15 protein-coding genes are annotated in these 16,284 nt (G+C 43.1%); 5 read left to right on the top strand and 10 right to left on the bottom strand.

Translation table 11 applies throughout. The features are described from left to right. Positions 1 to 77: 77 nt before the first annotated feature. Positions 78 to 1,583: a M1 family metallopeptidase gene (locus BLT53_RS06585; RefSeq protein ID WP_090233605.1), complete on the bottom strand. Its 1,506-nt coding sequence runs from the start codon at positions 1,581 to 1,583 to the stop codon at positions 78 to 80. Positions 1,584 to 1,827: 244 nt separating this feature from the next. On the opposite strand from BLT53_RS06585, the gene cbpA reads away from it, so the two are divergent. Then, on the top strand, positions 1,828 to 2,484 hold the full coding sequence (gene cbpA / locus BLT53_RS06580) for a cyclic di-AMP binding protein CbpA (RefSeq protein ID WP_090233603.1): 657 nt from the start codon (positions 1,828 to 1,830) through the stop codon (positions 2,482 to 2,484). Positions 2,485 to 2,525: 41 nt separating this feature from the next. Here cbpA and ggt read toward each other — a convergent pair whose 3' ends face one another. Then, positions 2,526 to 4,292 carry a gamma-glutamyltransferase gene (ggt, locus tag BLT53_RS06575; protein ID WP_090233602.1) on the bottom strand — a complete coding sequence of 589 codons (1,767 nt, stop codon included), beginning with the start codon at positions 4,290 to 4,292 and terminating at the stop codon, positions 2,526 to 2,528. A gap of 132 nt (positions 4,293 to 4,424) precedes the next feature. On the opposite strand from ggt, the gene BLT53_RS06570 reads away from it, so the two are divergent. Then, the gene (locus tag BLT53_RS06570; RefSeq protein ID WP_090233600.1) at positions 4,425 to 5,162 is read left to right on the top strand and encodes a gamma-glutamyl-gamma-aminobutyrate hydrolase family protein; all 738 of its coding nucleotides are present in this window, start codon (positions 4,425 to 4,427) and stop codon (positions 5,160 to 5,162) included. A 31-nt stretch (positions 5,163 to 5,193) separates the two neighbouring features. Here BLT53_RS06570 and BLT53_RS06565 read toward each other — a convergent pair whose 3' ends face one another. Together BLT53_RS06565 and BLT53_RS06560 are read right to left on the bottom strand one after the other, a co-directional pair. Continuing rightward, on the bottom strand, positions 5,194 to 6,720 hold the full coding sequence (locus BLT53_RS06565; RefSeq protein ID WP_090233599.1) for an FAD-dependent oxidoreductase: 1,527 nt from the start codon (positions 6,718 to 6,720) through the stop codon (positions 5,194 to 5,196). Positions 6,721 to 6,865: 145 nt separating this feature from the next. Next, on the bottom strand, positions 6,866 to 7,519 hold the full coding sequence (locus tag BLT53_RS06560; protein ID WP_090233597.1) for a C40 family peptidase: 654 nt from the start codon (positions 7,517 to 7,519) through the stop codon (positions 6,866 to 6,868). Positions 7,520 to 7,788: 269 nt separating this feature from the next. Here BLT53_RS06560 and recQ point away from each other — a divergent pair, with 269 nt between their 5' ends. Then, positions 7,789 to 9,897 carry a DNA helicase RecQ gene (gene recQ, locus BLT53_RS06555; RefSeq protein WP_090233596.1) on the top strand — a complete coding sequence of 703 codons (2,109 nt, stop codon included), beginning with the start codon at positions 7,789 to 7,791 and terminating at the stop codon, positions 9,895 to 9,897. Positions 9,898 to 9,924: 27 nt separating this feature from the next. On the opposite strand, the gene BLT53_RS06550 is transcribed toward recQ, so the two are convergent. The 3 genes from BLT53_RS06550 to BLT53_RS24645 all read right to left on the bottom strand — a co-directional run bounded on the left by BLT53_RS06550 (position 9,925) and on the right by BLT53_RS24645 (position 11,108). Then, the gene (locus BLT53_RS06550; protein ID WP_090233595.1) at positions 9,925 to 10,593 is read right to left on the bottom strand and encodes a hypothetical protein; all 669 of its coding nucleotides are present in this window, start codon (positions 10,591 to 10,593) and stop codon (positions 9,925 to 9,927) included. 60 nt (positions 10,594 to 10,653) lie between these two features. After that, positions 10,654 to 10,860, bottom strand: coding sequence for a DUF6501 family protein (locus BLT53_RS06545; protein ID WP_090233593.1), 207 nt, complete (start codon positions 10,858 to 10,860; stop codon positions 10,654 to 10,656). Positions 10,861 to 10,964: 104 nt separating this feature from the next. Then, a complete protein-coding gene (locus tag BLT53_RS24645; RefSeq protein ID WP_139168374.1) occupies positions 10,965 to 11,108 on the bottom strand; it encodes a 3-methyladenine DNA glycosylase in 144 nt (47 codons plus the stop codon). Between the two features lie 116 nt (positions 11,109 to 11,224). On the opposite strand from BLT53_RS24645, the gene BLT53_RS24945 reads away from it, so the two are divergent. Next, positions 11,225 to 11,374: a hypothetical protein gene (locus BLT53_RS24945; protein WP_170834255.1), complete on the top strand. Its 150-nt coding sequence runs from the start codon at positions 11,225 to 11,227 to the stop codon at positions 11,372 to 11,374. 34 nt (positions 11,375 to 11,408) lie between these two features. Here the strand turns inward: BLT53_RS24945 and dctP are convergent, their stop codons facing one another. The 3 genes from dctP to BLT53_RS06530 form a co-directional block, all read right to left on the bottom strand. Further along, complete coding sequence (gene dctP / locus BLT53_RS06540) at positions 11,409 to 12,680, bottom strand: C4-dicarboxylate transporter DctP (RefSeq protein WP_090233592.1); 1,272 nt, start codon at positions 12,678 to 12,680, stop codon at positions 11,409 to 11,411. Positions 12,681 to 12,803: 123 nt separating this feature from the next. Continuing rightward, the gene (locus BLT53_RS06535) at positions 12,804 to 13,502 is read right to left on the bottom strand and encodes a response regulator (protein WP_090233590.1); all 699 of its coding nucleotides are present in this window, start codon (positions 13,500 to 13,502) and stop codon (positions 12,804 to 12,806) included. A 12-nt stretch (positions 13,503 to 13,514) separates the two neighbouring features. Further along, positions 13,515 to 15,098 (bottom strand): ATP-binding protein, encoded by a 1,584-nt coding sequence (locus BLT53_RS06530; RefSeq protein ID WP_090233589.1) that lies wholly within the window; start codon positions 15,096 to 15,098, stop codon positions 13,515 to 13,517. A gap of 120 nt (positions 15,099 to 15,218) precedes the next feature. Between BLT53_RS06530 and BLT53_RS06525 the strand changes: the two genes are divergently transcribed. Beyond that, positions 15,219 to 16,274 carry a DctP family TRAP transporter solute-binding subunit gene (locus BLT53_RS06525; protein WP_090233588.1) on the top strand — a complete coding sequence of 352 codons (1,056 nt, stop codon included), beginning with the start codon at positions 15,219 to 15,221 and terminating at the stop codon, positions 16,272 to 16,274. The last annotated feature ends 10 nt before the right edge of the window (positions 16,275 to 16,284 follow it).

The following is a 16,284-nucleotide window of genomic DNA, read 5'->3' as shown; positions in this document are numbered from 1 at the left end:
CTTGCCTTTTTCACACGATCTGTTCATTAAAAAAGCCGGCCCTTTTAAAATAGAGCCAGCTTTTAAACACGTTTGAATTATTCCTGATCGGATACATAGACGCGGTGATCCTTGAAGAAGTCACCGAGATCCTTGCCGCTTTCTCTTTCCATAATACGTATAAAATCTTTGGTTGTGGTTACGCCAAACTTCTTTTCTTTGAAATAAGCTTTCATAGCTGAATAGAACACTTTGTCACCCAACTTCACACGCAGATCATTTAAGGTGCGGGAACCGTAACCATAGATCATCTGGTAGTAAGCATTGACACCCTCATCTCCGTATGCGGTAAAGGTGGAAACTGGTGAAGAAAGGTGGAACTCCTTGTTAGCTACAGGAGGAGTTGTCAATTGGTTCAGCTCATTATCATGCAATGCTGCGGCGAACGTTGCAAAGGACTCGTCAAGCCACGGCTCATCATATTCATTGTCCCCGATAATACCATAAAACCACTGATGGCCGATTTCATGCGCAGTAACGGATTTCACCCATTCCTGTGAGCGGGTACCCGCAATGCTGATCATGACCAGCTGAGGATATTCCATCCCTCCGAACCAACCTTCCATACCGACAATATCAAGCTCTGGCCAAGGATAGGTTCCAAAATGGTCACTGAAGAGATCAATGCTTTTCAGGCCGGATGCAAGCATTGAATCCGCATAGGCAGCTTGTTCTGCCGTATAGTAAACATTGATCTTAACATTGTTGACCATTCCTTTTTTTACTTTATACGTAGGATCCATCTCTAATGCAAAATCCCTTACATTATGGGCTTTGTACCTGTGGATGGCGAGATTTCCTGCGGTTCGGGGTTTACCGATTTCCTCTCCGGTCGCCGCAATTACCTGTTTTTTATCCGTGGTCAGGGTTACGTCGTAATCGCCGGTTAAGGAATAGAACGATTCCCCTGCATTGAAATACGGATCTACATTCCATCCTTCTTTATCATAGACTGCAAGAATCGGAAACCAGTTACCAAGGGAAACGGTATTTTTAAACCAGCCAAACCGATCCTGCTGATGAGGAACAGATACGGTAAAATTCATGCTGACAGAGGCCGTAGCCCCCTTTTTAATGTTAACCGTAGGGATATGTAACGCTGTTCCATCTACATTGTAAACGGCCTGTTTACCGTTGACCTTCACATTGCTCACATCCGTGCCGCCACCATTTTCAGCAAAATCTTCGGCGTTGCCCCAAACATTAAAATATAGTTCATTCAGATTTTTCTTCAGGTTGTTTTTCAACTTGACTGTTAACGTTCCTGAGATCTGGTGCTTTTTACTATCGTAAAAAACATTCATTTTGTAGCTCGGTTTAGAAGGTCCTATTTCATCCTGGCCACTTCCTTTTTTAGCCAGTCCTTTAAAAGGCACTTTAGGTACATTAAACACTTTGCTTGAAGATTGGTACGCCCCTGGTATCTTGGATGGAGAAGAATGATGGCTCTCCGCTGCAGCGGCAGCAGCAGATCCAGTAAATAAGCCGGCCGCAAGCAGCGCTGCTGTTGTTGCTTTAACGGCTTTGTTCGCATTTTTTTTCATTAATTATCCTCCTTAAAATGAGCATTTAATTACCTTTACCTATTTCTGGTTAGTTTTTTTGACTCCTTGCGTCAATAGGAGGAAATATCCGACAAATGAAGATAAAAAAGGGGAGAATTTACACAGGACTTTTGACCAAAGGAGAAGAAACACGTCTAAATTTGTACTATACCTTCTGCAGAAAAGGGAATCGGGAGACTCATGACGAAAGTAGTAGTAAAGCCCTTATGATTTCAAGGGGGAGATGGAGATAAAAATTAAGTCGAACTATGTACCAAAAGCCAAAGTTACCTATGTCACCGCAGATACTTCTATTGCAGACAGCCGAAAAAAGCTGGTTGAATCGGGGTTCAGGTGCATACCCGTTCTTGATGAAACCCAACAGACTTTCATGGGGTTAATCTACAAAGAAGCCACTTCCGATTATTTAATTGAGGGAAATGGACCACTCTCTGATCCTGTAAGTCATCTGCTGAAAGAGAAAAGCGCCTTTGTGTATGAGGATACTCCCTTCTTTAAAGTTCTTTTTACCATCAGACGTCTCCCTTTTCTTGCGGTTCTTGACCAAAACGGCCATTTTCAGGGAATTGTCACCCACTCAAAAGTGATGGATATTCTTGAAGATTCATATGGCATAAAAAAGGGCGGATATTCGCTGACCGTTTCTACAACCGAAGGTAAAGGCTCACTAAAAAAATTATTTTCCTCCATCGGAGAAGAATACAACATAGAAGGTGTGTTTACACAGGATGCTGGAAAACAGTTCGTGCGCAGAATCATCATCACCCTCAACCGGACCGTTACGGAAGATCAAGTAAACCAGCTTGTCCACAAACTTGAACACAGCGGGTTTAAGGTAGCGGAAGTGGAAGATTTGCGGGAGTATGAATCGGCATTTTAAATTGAAAGAAGACACATGGACTGTCCATGTGTCTTCTTTCATTATTTTCTGTTGTTTAGTGTGACACCAATGGCGGCACCCTTTCGGCTGGAGTCGGCCACACCTTTAAAATAGCCCTCTTTGCTGTCGATAAAGATGCTTTGGACGTTGCCGATTTCATCGCCGGGCTGGCCAAAAGCATGACCTTTTTTATTCAATGCTGAAAGAATATCGGCTGGAATTCCTTTTTCGTACTGATAGTTGTTCACATTATTCGTATATATTCTTGGTTCTTCCACCGCCGCTTTTAATTCCATTTCATATTCGATAGAGTGGAGAATGGTCTGTAATACCGAAGTGATAATCGTTGGGCCGCCTGGTGAACCAACGGTTAAATATGGTTTATTATTTTTGAAGATGATGGTCGGTGTCATGCTGCTTAACGGCCGTTTATTGGGCTGCACCTCGTTCGCTCCACCAGGAACCGCATCAAAATCCGTGAGCTCGTTATTGAGCATGAATCCATAACCCGGAACCATGATTCCCGTTCCAAACACTTGCTCAATGGTCGTTGTGTAGGAAACCACATTCCCCCATCGGTCGGCTACTGTAAAATGTGTCGTCTGTCCGATTTTTTTGTCGTCATTTTGGGGAACGACTTTGTAATTCGGGGTGTCATTTTCATATTTCCAAGGGTTCCCTGCCTTTACCGTCTTATTCATATGGTCAAGACCCATAAGAGCCTGGCGCTCTTTAATATAATCCGGATGCAGAAGCCCCTTGACTGGCACCTTTACAAATTCCGGGTCACCGGCATAAGCTGCCCGATCGGCATAGGAAAGATGCATGGCTTCAGCAAGGAGGTGATACTTTTGCCACGATTCCACGTCGTATTGAGATAAATGGTAGCTATCAAGCAACTTCAGCATCTGCAAGAGGAAAACCCCTCCTGAGCTTGGCGGCGGCATGCTGGCGACCTGGTATTCTTTATAATCACCCCATACCGGCTGATCAACAGTCACTTGATATTTTCTGAGATCGGAGGGCTTAATCGTTCCTCCTTTTTTTTGCACCGTCCGCGCAAGTGCACGTCCAATTTCACCCTTGTATAACACATCAGGTCCGTCCTTGCGAATCAGGCGGAAGGTTCTGGCCAAATCCTTTTGAACGAGCTTGTCTCCTTCTTTTAATGGTTTTCCATGCGGCAGAAAAACATCTCTAGCCGCTGACATTGAGAGCTTATCTTTGCTCTCTTCAATTGATTTTGCAAGAACTGAATCAATCCTGAAGCCATGCTGAGCCAGGCCAATGGCCGGATTGATAAGCACGCTCATTGGCTTGGTTCCCCATTTATCCAGTGCTTTTTGAAGGCCGGCCAACGTTCCTGGAACACCTACTGCTGTTCCTTGAGTGACCCTTTCTTCAAAGGGAATCGGTTTTCCATCCCCGCCAAGAAACATATCGGGTTCAGCTCCCGCCGGGGCACGTTCCCGGCTGTCCACAATGGAAGTTTTGTTGGTGCTGGCATCATACACCATCATAAAACCCCCTCCGCCGATCCCCGACATCATTGGCTCCGTGACATTGAGCGCAAACTGTATGGCAACAGCTGCATCTACCGCATTGCCGCCACTTTTGAGTACCTCCGCTCCAATTTTGGAAGCGAAAGGGGTGGCGCTGGCTACCATTCCGTCCTGGCCATAGGCAACTTGTGAATACGAATGATTTTTCTCAGGCTTCTGTGACGCCTTTGCCAGTCCTCCACTGGGCTGGAATACAATCAAAAAACTGAGAACCATGATCAAAAAAACTGAGAATTTTTGCTTCATGCTTAACCTCCCTGAATTTTGAATTTTTAGATAATTAACCGGTTTATGTATACCCTTTTACTTCGTTTGCAAACGTTCATTTATATTTGGGCATACTTGTAGAAACCGAATGAGAGGAAAGGATGGTTATTCATGAATGGAATTCTTCCCGTGGTCGGGATAACAGTTTCCTCTTCCATGCACAATGGAAACCTCAGTTCCATTTTAAACCTGGCCTACAGTAAAGCCATTATTAAAGCTGGAGGGTTACCTATTCTTTTACCGTCTGTGGATCGTGAGGCAGCATACAAAAGTCTGGCACTTTGTGACGGTCTCCTGCTTCCAGGTGGCGATGATATCGATCCATTCTTTTTTGGAGAAGAACCAGTACAAAGCCTTGGAAAAGTAAACCCGCAGCAAGACGATTATGAAATCGGAGTGCTAAACGAAGCACTAGAGCAGAACAAGCCTGTTTTAGGCATATGCAGGGGGACGGGCATTTTAAATGTCGCTCTCGGCGGCACCTTGTTTCAGGATGTGGGCTCCGAACTGAAAAATTATATTAAACATCATCAGGAGGCCCCGCGCAGTGTGCCCACTCATTCGATTGCTGTTGTGGAAAATTCCCTGCTGCATGACATTACAGGGAGGAAAACGAATTTGCGGGTCAACAGTTTTCACCATCAAGCAGTTAAATCGATCCCCTCTGCTCTCCGCCCGGTCGCCTTTGCTCCCGATGGCGTGATTGAAGCAGTAGAATCAGTGAACCCGAAACAATTTATCTTAGGCGTTCAGTGGCATCCCGAGGAATTGAATGATACCCCGTCACGGGCAACCTTGCTTGAGGGGTTCATTAGAGCCTGTCATGCCAACAAAAAAAGGCTTCAGTAAACAATTACTGAAAGCCTTTTTATTATACGCATTATTCGTCATTCAATTTCGTCAGCGAATCGGTAGCCGGTCCTTCCACGACTTCTCCTTCATAGGAAAACCTTGAGCCATGGCATGGACAATCCCACGTCCTTTCCGCGTTGTTCCAGGCCACTTCACAGCCAAGATGGGTGCAGGTTGTATCGAGAACGTAAAGCTGTCCCCGTTCATCCTTATAGGCACCGGCTCTTTTCCCATTATAGGTAACAGGAGCGCCTTCATCCGGTCCAAGATCCGCGGGCGTCCGGTCAGGCATCTCCAATTTTCCTTCAACTAAGTGTTTGGCGACATCGGCATTTTCCACAACTAATGTTTTTAAGCTGGGATCGGCTTTAAACCTTGAAGGGGTAAAGACTTCCCGGTACGGATTTTCCCGGTCTAGAATCAAATCTCTGACCAGCATGCCAGCAAAAATTCCGCTGGTCATCCCCCATTTTCTGTAGCCAGTGGCAACCAATATATTGCTGTGAACAGAGGTAATGGGTCCGATGTACGGGATTTTATCCAAAGTTACAAGATCCTGAGCAGACCAGCGGTAAGGAATTTCGGTTGCTGCCAGCACGTCTTCGCTAAATTTACAAAGTGCTTCATAATGCTTTTCGGTATTATCATCCTGCCCTGTTTTATGGCTTTCACCACCGACAATGAGCAACTTTTCTCCGTTATTTTCGGTGTATCGGATTGACCGGGTCGGACTGTCTGCGCTGATATACATGCCCCCTGGATAATCCATCGTTGTTTTCACTCCTATGGAGTAGGAGCGTTCAGGATGCATCCTCGCAAAGTAAAATCCTGCTCCGTCATAAAATGGGAAGTGGGAAGCAACAACTGCATGACGGCAACGAACCTTATGCCCTTCCCTTGTGACGACAACTGGCTGCGGTCCGGTTTGAATGTCAGAAGCAGTGGTCCCTTCGAATATTCTCCCCCCGTTTTTTACAAATTCATCAACCAGGGATGCCAAATATTTAAGTGGATGAAATTGGCCCTGCTTTTTCATGGAAACGGCTCCAAGAACCGGTATATCTAAAGGAATGGAGTCCAGATATTCACTATCAATTCCAAGCTTCTGATAGGCATCGTATTCTTTTTTTACCTGCTCCAGGTACTGCTCGGATTCTGCATAAATAATCGCATCCTGTTCGGAAAAATCACAGTCAATGCTATGTTCCTGAATGGTGGACTTTACAAAATTCAGTGCTGAATTATTGGCTTCATAATATTGCCTTGTAACTTCTTCTCCAAAGTGCTGGATTAATTCATCGTAAATGACACCATGCTGGCTCGTCACTTTTGCTGTTGTATGGCCTGTCGTACCATTTAACAGCTTTCCTCCTTCGAGCAGGATAACTCTTTGACCCTCTTTACTTAAAAGGTAGGCAGTTGTAATTCCTGAAATTCCGCCTCCAATGACAACGACATCCGCTTCATCGTCAGCATTCAAAGGTTCATATCCTTTCACTGTGCAGGAATCTCTCCAATAGGATTCGGAAAACTGCGGCAGTTTACTGTTTGTCATTTGTTTATTCCCTCCTGTCTCTTCCTATTTTTCCCTGTAATTCTTTTTTTATGTTCTGATTCCCATACTTTTACTCTTATACCCAATTATCAAGAAAATAAAAAAACCGGAGAACTTAATTTGCATAAGTTCCCCGGTTTTCCAATTAGATTCGTTTTGCTCCCAAGTAACGCGCCTTCCAATAACTGTTGTCCATGGAAACAATCGATACGCCACTGGAAGAAGTCGCAGAAATAAATTGGTTGTTCCCAATATAGATGCCTACATGTGAAGCACCTGTTGTATAGGTAGTAAAGAAAACAAGATCTCCTGTCTTCAGGGTCGTTACTTTTGTTCCCTGCTTGTACATTTCTGCTGTTGTTCTTGGTAGAGTAATACCTGCCGATTTTTTAAAAACATAATAAACATAACCGCTGCAGTCAAAGCCGGATGGTGATGTACCGCCCCATACATACGGCACACCTATGTATTGTTTAGCTGTTGAAACAATATTTGTGGCACTGTACGATTTCGTGACGCCCAATGCCTTGAATGTTGCCGGCCCGGCAATTCCATCAGCCGTAAGCCCTTTAGCTTTTTGAAAGCTCTTTACCGCGCTTTGCGTATAGGTCCCAAAATACGTAGTTGGTGTTCCGCTATACGTAAAATAGCCTTTTGTTTTTAACGTTTGTTGTAAATCCTTTACTTCAGTATGTGTCATTCCATATCTTAATGTATGGTCTCCAAGTGCAGCTTGTCCAACAATTGGATTTGCGGCCAATACGCCGGCAATCCCTAACCCCATAAGTAATTTTTTCAAGTCGTGCTTTCCCCCTAAAATTTTCTTGCATTACCAATAAATCTATCATATAAAAATTTCTTAACAAAACTATTTTAGTAAGGTTACAATTGTGTTACAAATTTCTACATGTTTCCCCAGTTTCCATCATTTAACTTCAAATCCACCCGAAAAATGCAGAACCACCTTTTATAATTTCTGCAGGTTTTTGCTGATTGTTGTATAATTAATCGTTGTCCTATGTTTTTTAAACCGCAGTTTTACTCTCTCTTTTTTGGAAAGGAGATTTTATGCTTAATCTGGCACAGCAAATATTAGAACGTCATTTCGGCTACCCGTCCTTCCGTCCTGGACAGGAAGCAGTGATCAAAAGCATTTTTCAACGGAAGAACACGCTTGGCATCATGCCTACAGGCGGCGGAAAATCTCTCTGCTACCAAGTTCCGGCAGTGCTTTTGGAAGGTGTGACACTCGTCATTTCACCCCTGATTTCCCTTATGAAGGACCAGGTCGATTCTCTTGAAAATGCAGGAATCCCTTCTACATATATTAATAGTTCATTATCGGATATGGAAATTCAGGAGCGGTTACAGCAAGCTGAAAAAGGTACGTATCAGCTGATTTATATTGCCCCTGAGCGGCTTGAATCTGCAAGCTTCAGAAGACTGGTTGGGCAGATCAATGTTTCGATGATTGCCATTGATGAAGCCCACTGTATTTCGCAATGGGGACACGACTTCCGTCCAAGCTATCTTAGAATCAAGGATATGCTCAATAACTTATATCCCCGTCCTGTTATCGTTGCCCTGACAGCAACGGCAACAAAGGAAGTAACAGAGGATATATGCTCCCAATTGAATATCGGCGAAACGGTAGTGACCGGCTTTGAACGGGACAATCTTACCTTTTCTATCATTAAGGATGAAGTGAAACGGGAATTTCTATTAAAATATATTGAAAAAAACCAATCCAGTCCGGGTATCATTTACGCCTCCACAAGAAATGAGGTGGACCAGCTTCACGGGTTGCTCGTTAAACAGGGCTACCGCACGTCAAAATATCATGCAGGACTGTCCGAAGAGGAACGATCTGAATCACAAAACCGATTTATCTATGATGATACTTCCATCATGGTCGCAACCAATGCATTTGGAATGGGAATCAACAAAACGAATGTCCGATATGTGATCCATTACAATCTGCCACGCAATCTTGAAGCCTATTATCAGGAAGCAGGACGTGCCGGAAGGGATGGAGAACCAAGCGAATGTCTGCTTTTCTTTTCTGCACGGGATGTACAGCTTCAAAAGTTTCTGATTGAACAAGGAACACAGGATGAAACAAGAAAAGGCAGCGAATACAAAAAACTTCAGTTGATGACAGACTACTGCCACACCGAACAATGCCTCCAGCGGTTTATCGTGGAATACTTCGGAGATGAACCCGCCTCTGACTGCGGCAAATGCGGAAATTGTACAGATGAGCGTGACCAAAAAGAGATCACCACACAGGCACAAATGGTTTTTTCCTGCGTCAAGCGCATGAATGAACGTTTTGGAAAAACAGCTGTCGCCCAAGTGCTTAATGGTTCCCGGACCAAACGGCTTCAGGAGCTTGGGCTGACTTCCCTATCGACCTATGGACTCATGAAAGATCTTTCTCAAAAAGAGATCATGCAGCTGATTGACTATTTAACCGCGGAAGGACTGCTACAATTATCCGACAGCCAATATCCGGTGTTAATGCTCACCCAGCGGGCCGTTCATGTACTCAAAGGGGAAGAAAAAGTATATCGGAAGGAAAAACGGCAGATGGTTGTCAGGGTTGCTCAAAATAACGAACTGTTTGAACTCCTCAGAGTCTTGCGGAAGGAACTGGCTGATCAGGAAAATGTTCCTCCTTATGTTGTGTTTGCTGACAGTGCACTGAAGGAAATGAGTGAGAAGATCCCGCAAACGGAAGAGGATATGCTGAAGATCAAAGGGGTCGGCCAGGTCAAGTTTGAACGCTATGGTTCCCTCTTTCTTGACGCGTTAAAAGGAAAGACAGCAGGGCCAGAGGCGACGGTTTCCGAGAGAAAGGCTGACAACCATCAAAAAAACAGTTATCTCGACTCCTATGCTCTATTTAATGAAAATCACACCATTGAACACATCGCAAATATCAGAGATCTTTCTGTACAAACTATTGAAAACCATCTCCTTCGATGTGCGGAAGAAGATATGAGCTTCAACTGGAACAGGATCATTCCTCAAGGACAGGAAGAAAAAATTCTGAATGCAATTGAAACACTGGGTTCTGAAAAATTAAAGCCATTAAAAGATGAGCTTGGTGATGAAATTTCCTATTTCGCCATCAAAGCTGTAATTATCAAATATCGTACACAGCCGATCCATTAAAAAGGAAGCCATCATGGGCTTCCTTTTTTATACTTCAACACCTCTTTGTTTTTGATCAAGATAAAATTTGGTTGCCCAAAGACAAATGAGCAGAATAAGCTCGAACGCATTGGTAACTGCCGTACTGTCCAATTCCAGGGGGATGGCTCTTCCTGCCGTCATGATGACCGCCCCTCCGAGCATCCAGATCCAGAGCTGCCGCTTTAAAATATAGAAACCCGCTGACAGCAATGGGATAATAGTAAGGAGCACCATGAGCGGAGGGCCGCCAGATTCAGCATCCACGTAGCGAAGTGCACCAAATTTTTCTTCCACTTTCAATTTTACGTCCATGGTTTCCGTCACAATTTCCAGGACAATCAGCAGTACAGTGAATGCAATAAATAAGCGTTTTGCACTTTTGCTTTTAGCCCACCCCACCCCAGATTCCCTTATAACATAGTACGAAAACAACACAAGCATAGGTGTAAAAAGCGCATGAAAAACAAAGCGGTAAAAGCTTAGTTTCTCCAGAAAAGAACCGCTGCCGATCCATCTTCCAATAGCGATTACACCATTGTCATACACCAGCCCCATCGTCACAAAAATCAGCAGATTGCCGAGTGTAAATAATCCGGTTTGGTTGGCCCGGTAAAACCCCATCAAGAGCAAAACCACATAACCTATCGTAAAGAAGGCATAAATCCACGAATCCATTTTTTTCTCCTTCTCCGGAAAGTTTTAATCACAAACAAAAAAAAGCAATGAGCACTCTGCTCATTGCACCACTTGAAAATAATCTTTATAAAAACCGCCAATCTTGCCGGAATTATCCAACACAAAATAAAATTCGTCAGTCTCGTTTTTCACTTCATACGTTTTTCCTTCTGTGAGCACACGGTTTACCATATACTTTGCAGCGTTCGTATGTACACATATTACTTTTTTAACGGTTTCTTTGTTATTCCATGTTTGATGAATCATTTTGGTTCCTCCTTATCTGGTCACCTATTATTTTAATGCAATATCCTTTGTTTTTAAAGTGAAGAAGGCAAACAAAAAGAAAAGCCTGATTATTTCAGGCCTTCCTATTCGAAATCATCAGGATTTTTGTCTTCTTCCCTTTTTTCGGATTTATCAGGATCGCGCTGAGGATCAATATCCTGATGTCTCGTTTCCTTCTCTTTTTGTTCTACAGACTCATTATTTGATTGGTTCTTGTTTTCAGTCATGTCCATCCCTCCCTGTTGATAAAAATACTGTACCCTTTTTATCATGATTTAAACGGTTTTAATCGTCTGCTGCAGGGAAAACAAACTATACATCAAAAAAAGGGAGCTGATTCATCATGGCTGATTCAAATAATAACAAAGAAGGTCTTCTTGAATTTGAAAAGAATGTACAGGGCAACCAGAAGCCTACAGACGATTCAGCAAACAAAAATCGTCTGGCGGACGAACAAAACCGCTTAAAAGATGAAGAAAATCAACGAAGATAGAAACAAAAAAAGCGCCAGCAGGGCGCTTTTTTTGTTATGCGGGTTTACTTGCCGCTTCAAGGTCAAGTACCGCCCGTTCGCTTTGTTTCTCATCGAACTCTTTCTCACTTTTAGAAACTACAATCGTAGCAATCCCATTTCCGATCAAGTTCACGATTGCACGGGCTTCACTCATAAAGCGGTCAACACCAAGCAGCAATGCCAGCCCTTCAACAGGAATGACCTGCATGGCGGAAAGTGTGGAAGCAAGGACAATAAATCCTCCTCCTGTCACAGCGGCAGCACCTTTGGAAGTAAGCATCAGAACGGCAATGATGGTTAATTGCTGGGTCAGGCTTAAATCCACATTAAACACTTGAGCCAGAAAAACAACAGCCATGGATAGATAGATGGAGGTTCCATCCAGGTTAAACGAATAACCTGTTGGAATGACAAGACCCACGACGGATTTTGAACAGCCGAATTTTTCCATTTTATTCATCATGCGCGGAAGCACTGATTCTGATGAACTTGTTCCAAGAACGATCAGGATTTCATCTTTAATGTACCTCAGGTATTTCCATAAGCTAAAGCCGTACATTTTACAAATGATATTTAATACCACAACAACGAACAGGAACATGGTGGTGTACACCGAAATCATTAATTTCCCAAGCGGGAGAAGAGAAGCAAGTCCGAAATTACCGATCGTAAACGCCATCGCGCCAAAAGCACCAATAGGTGCCGCTTTCATAATGTAGCCAACTACATTAAAGAAAATCGTAAGCAGTTTATCGAAGAACTCAATAACAGGCTTTCCTTTGTCTCTTAAGGCGGTTAACCCCACTCCAAACAAAATGGAAAAGAAGAGGACCTGCAGGATATCACCTTTTGCAAACGCATCGACCATGTTGCTAGGAACGATATGGGTGAAAAAGTCGAGCCAGTTAATGCCCCCTTCTCCACCTTCGGAAGTGAACTGGGAAACATCCCCCTTTTGCAGCTTATCAAAGTCCAGTCCTGCCCCAGGCTTAATAATGTTAACAACAATAAGGCCAATCACCAGGGCAAACGTCGTTACCACTTCAAAATAGATAAAAGCCTTTCCTCCGACTTTTCCTACTTTTTTCATGTCTCCCATTTTCGCAATCCCTAAGACAATGGTAAGAAAGATAATCGGAGCGATCACCATTTTTACGGCATTGATAAATGTATCACCGAGCGGTTTCATATGCTTACCGGCATCCGGCCAAATAAGCCCTACTGTAATACCAAGAATAATGGCAATTATGACTTGGAAGGTCAGGTTTTTGAATAATGGTTTCATGGTTTTTCCTCCTTATGAAAAACTGAAAGCGTTATCACCGATAAAACGATGATAACGCTTTCTGAAAATTTAGTGAATATTTAGGTGATATTGTCCTTTTTGGTCTTTTTGGTCTTTCTCTGTTTAAATCTCCTTGTATTTCATTAAATACCGGTTGATTGGCCTGCCCACACCTCCATATTGGACATCCAGCTTAATTTCCCCCGTTTTCTCCAGGTATTCAAGATACCTTCGGGCGGTTACCCGTGCAATGCCGACTCCTTCGGCTACTTCTTCTGATGATTTTCCTCCGGATTGGTCTTTCAAAAAACCGATGATCTGCATGAGTGTATTTTGGCTCAGCCCTTTTGGTATTTCTTCTTGTTTCCGTTCGGAAACTGTCGCTACCGACAGCAGAGCATCCACCTCTTTTTGTGACATTTCTCCTTGCGTATTTAGCTGCAATCTGAATTCCTTGTACCGTTCAAGCGCTTGCTGGATTCTCTCAAATTTAAAAGGCTTAATGATATAATCTATCGCTCCCTGCTGCAGCATGGTTTGTATGGTCTGCCGGTCATTTGCCGCAGAAATCACGATAATATCCACCTTGGACTTGTGTTTTCGAATCTCGTGGATGGTATGAATTCCGTCCCGCTTCGGCATATAGATATCAAGAACGACGAGATCTGGCTGCAGTTTCTTGATCTGTTTTAACCCTTCCGCCCCATTTGTGGCCATTCCCGTCACCTTGAACCCGGAAACCTTTTCAATAAATGCCCGGTTAATTTCTAAAACCATGGGATCATCCTCTATTAACAACACGTCAATGCTATTTTCAATCATCGCAATTCTCCTTTATTTCATAGGAAATGTGATATAAAAGCTGGTACCGCCGTACGGGAAAGTTGAAAGAGAAATCTCCCCTTTTCCCTTGCTCACGATATCCTTTACAAGGTAAAGCCCAATCCCGAGTCCATCTTCTCCTTTAGTCGTGATTCCTTTTTCAAAGATATAGGGAAGGAGTTCCTCTGGAATACCCGGTCCGTTGTCTTCAACAAGCAACGCGCATACGTCATTATCCTGTTCGATACTAACGTCAATTTTTTTCGGTGAAGTATCGATTTCATTCAAGGCATAAAATGAGTTTTCAATCAGGTTTCCGAGGATGATGACAAAATCATGCTCATTCAGGTGAGGAGGAAGATTTTGGAGATGGCTTTGACTGTCAATATTGACCTCGATTTTCAGTTCTTTTCCTCTGCTCACTTTGCTTAACAGCAACCCGGCAATACTGTCATTCCGGATTTTTTTTGTAACCAGCCGCGTCAAGCTTTCCTGTTGTTCCGTAATGTCAAACACATACTGCAGTGCCTGATTTTTTTTATCCAGCTGAATGAGCCCGGCAATCGTATGCAATTTGTTCAAATGTTCATGATTTTGGATGCGAAGGGCTTCAACAAATGCTTTTACACCAGTCAGCTCTTCTGCCATTTTTGCAACTTCTGTCCGATCTTGGAAAATCGCTACTGCACCTATTACCGATTTGTCCACTTTAATGGGGATCCGGTTGCTCATGATGATGTTTCCGCTCACATTGATTTCTTGATTGAACACCGCTTTCCCATATTCTATAATCTCGGGTAAACGGGTATCCCGAATAACACTCCGTATCGGTTTTCCCAGAAGATGGCCGCTCACATTAAAGATCTCTTTCGCCCTTTCATTAAATATAGTGATCTTCTCATTCATATCAATGGCTATTACTCCTTCATGCATGGCATGAAACGCAGCAGTGCTTTCTTCATACATACGCACGATCTGATGGGGCTCGAGTTGAAACATCTGCTGTTTAATATGCCGTGCAAGCATCCAGGAACCCAAAAGCCCAAACAGAAGGGTCAGGAACATGATCAATGCAATTTGTGCTTTCAATCCCTGTAAAATTTCAAGGTAACCGGGAAGGATGTTGCCGACGATCACGACACCAACCTGTTCTAACTTTTCATTTTTTATCGGCATAAAAGCCCGGACAGCAATTCCAAGTTCTCCTTTCGCTTTGGAAAGATAGGTATGATCCGCGAAAGCAGGGCCCTCATCCTCACCGGAAGACGTTGTGCCGACCAGGCTTTGAACCGGATGGGAGTAGCGGATGCCATCCATGTTTAAAACTACAATATAATCAGTGTTATTGATTACGCGGATATTTTCCACAATGGGGTTAATGACTGCCATACCATTCTTTTTTTGGATTTGTTTTTGTACTTCTGGCAGCTGTGCCACCGTCCTGGCGGTAATCATTCCCCTCTTTCCAAGCTCATCCTCCCTCATATCAACGATTTTGCCAGTGATAATAATTCCACCAATCAAAAGGGAAAAGAGAACGATTCCAAAAGAGAGAAAAATAATCTTCCACCGGATGGGCAATTTTAGAACATTCATGACCGTCTTCCTTCCGTAAATTCTACAGAACATTGTATCATGGTTTTTAAGATATGCTAGACTGTAAAGAGAAAATAGAAGCCTTGATGGAAAATTAAAGAACGTGGAGAAAAGAATAAAATGAAAACATTTTTAGGAATTGCCTTATTTCTTATCACTGGCCTGCTGCTTTCATTTTATATAGGTTTTCATTTTGATTTTTCAGAACGAAAGCTGGTATCTGATGATGACCAGGAAGGAATTAAAGAGCAGATAGTAATAAAATTTAGTCATGTGGTCGCAGAAAATACACCGAAGGGACTGGCAGCCCGAAAATTCGCTGATCTGGTGGACCAAAAATCAAACCATAAAGTTAAAGTAGAGGTCTTTCCAAATGGAAGCCTTTATTCAGACAAGGAAGAACTTCATGCTCTTTGGGAAGGAGACGTACAGATGATTGCTCCTGCCACTTCAAAGCTGGGTAGCATCTCGCCCAAATGGCAGGCTCTTGATCTTCCGTTTGCATTCCCTACTGAAGCGGCGATTAATGAAGGATTGGACGGAACAATCGGAAGGACTCTGCTATCTTCGCTGAACAGCCATAACATTAAAGGGCTGGGGTTCTGGGTGAACGGATTAAAGCAGATCACCAACAAAGACCATGCCATCATATCGACTGATGATTTTAAGGGGCGTAATTTCAGGATTATGTCGAGCTCGGTCCTGAAGAAGCAGTTCGATCTTCTTGGCAGTCAAAGCGTTCCGATGGATTTTAATGAGACATACAGAAGTTTGGAATCCGGAGAAGTGGATGGAGAAGAAAATACAATTTCCAATATTTATTCCAAAAAATATTATAAAGTGCAAAATCACATGACGATCAGTAATCACGGTTTCCTTGGTTATGCAATTCTGATCAACAACGATTACTGGAATTCACTGCCAAGAAATGTGCAAACCATTATTCACGACGCAATTAAAGAAACGGTAACCTGGAACCAGAAACATTACATTTCCATGAATAAAAAACAGTTGAAATCGATCAAAAAAGAATCCGATATTCAGATTCATACACTGAATGCAGAAGAGAAAAAGAAGTGGATAAAAAAACTGCATCCCCTATACCAGCTGTATGAACCTGCGGCAGGAAAAAAACTAATCAATGAAATTGAGCATCTTCAGCATAAATACCAGTAAAAAAAACGCC

The sequence above is a fragment of the Fictibacillus solisalsi genome (genome assembly GCF_900103485.1).
GTDB classification, from domain to species: domain Bacteria; phylum Bacillota; class Bacilli; order Bacillales; family Fictibacillaceae; genus Fictibacillus_C; species Fictibacillus_C solisalsi.
The sequence above is the reverse complement of the archived record's forward strand: the minus strand, read 5'-3'. Positions and strand labels throughout refer to the sequence as shown.

What these genes read in the sequence shown, in the direction of transcription:
- BLT53_RS06585 (WP_090233605.1), bottom strand. Translation starts at nt 1,583, where the DNA reads ATGAAAAAAAATGCGAACAAAGCCGTTAAAGCAACAACAGCAGCGCTG.
- BLT53_RS06525 (WP_090233588.1), top strand. Translation starts at nt 15,219, where the DNA reads ATGAAAACATTTTTAGGAATTGCCTTATTTCTTATCACTGGCCTGCTG.
- dctP (WP_090233592.1), bottom strand. Translation starts at nt 12,680, where the DNA reads ATGAAACCATTATTCAAAAACCTGACCTTCCAAGTCATAATTGCCATT.
- BLT53_RS24645 (WP_139168374.1), bottom strand. Translation starts at nt 11,108, where the DNA reads ATGACTGAAAACAAGAACCAATCAAATAATGAGTCTGTAGAACAAAAA.
- BLT53_RS06530 (WP_090233589.1), bottom strand. Translation starts at nt 15,098, where the DNA reads ATGAATGTTCTAAAATTGCCCATCCGGTGGAAGATTATTTTTCTCTCT.
- BLT53_RS06550 (WP_090233595.1), bottom strand. Translation starts at nt 10,593, where the DNA reads ATGGATTCGTGGATTTATGCCTTCTTTACGATAGGTTATGTGGTTTTG.
- BLT53_RS06565 (WP_090233599.1), bottom strand. Translation starts at nt 6,720, where the DNA reads ATGACAAACAGTAAACTGCCGCAGTTTTCCGAATCCTATTGGAGAGAT.
- cbpA (WP_090233603.1), top strand. Translation starts at nt 1,828, where the DNA reads ATGGAGATAAAAATTAAGTCGAACTATGTACCAAAAGCCAAAGTTACC.
- BLT53_RS06570 (WP_090233600.1), top strand. Translation starts at nt 4,425, where the DNA reads ATGAATGGAATTCTTCCCGTGGTCGGGATAACAGTTTCCTCTTCCATG.
- BLT53_RS24945 (WP_170834255.1), top strand. Translation starts at nt 11,225, where the DNA reads ATGGCTGATTCAAATAATAACAAAGAAGGTCTTCTTGAATTTGAAAAG.
- BLT53_RS06535 (WP_090233590.1), bottom strand. Translation starts at nt 13,502, where the DNA reads ATGATTGAAAATAGCATTGACGTGTTGTTAATAGAGGATGATCCCATG.
- ggt (WP_090233602.1), bottom strand. Translation starts at nt 4,292, where the DNA reads ATGAAGCAAAAATTCTCAGTTTTTTTGATCATGGTTCTCAGTTTTTTG.
- BLT53_RS06545 (WP_090233593.1), bottom strand. Translation starts at nt 10,860, where the DNA reads ATGATTCATCAAACATGGAATAACAAAGAAACCGTTAAAAAAGTAATA.
- recQ (WP_090233596.1), top strand. Translation starts at nt 7,789, where the DNA reads ATGCTTAATCTGGCACAGCAAATATTAGAACGTCATTTCGGCTACCCG.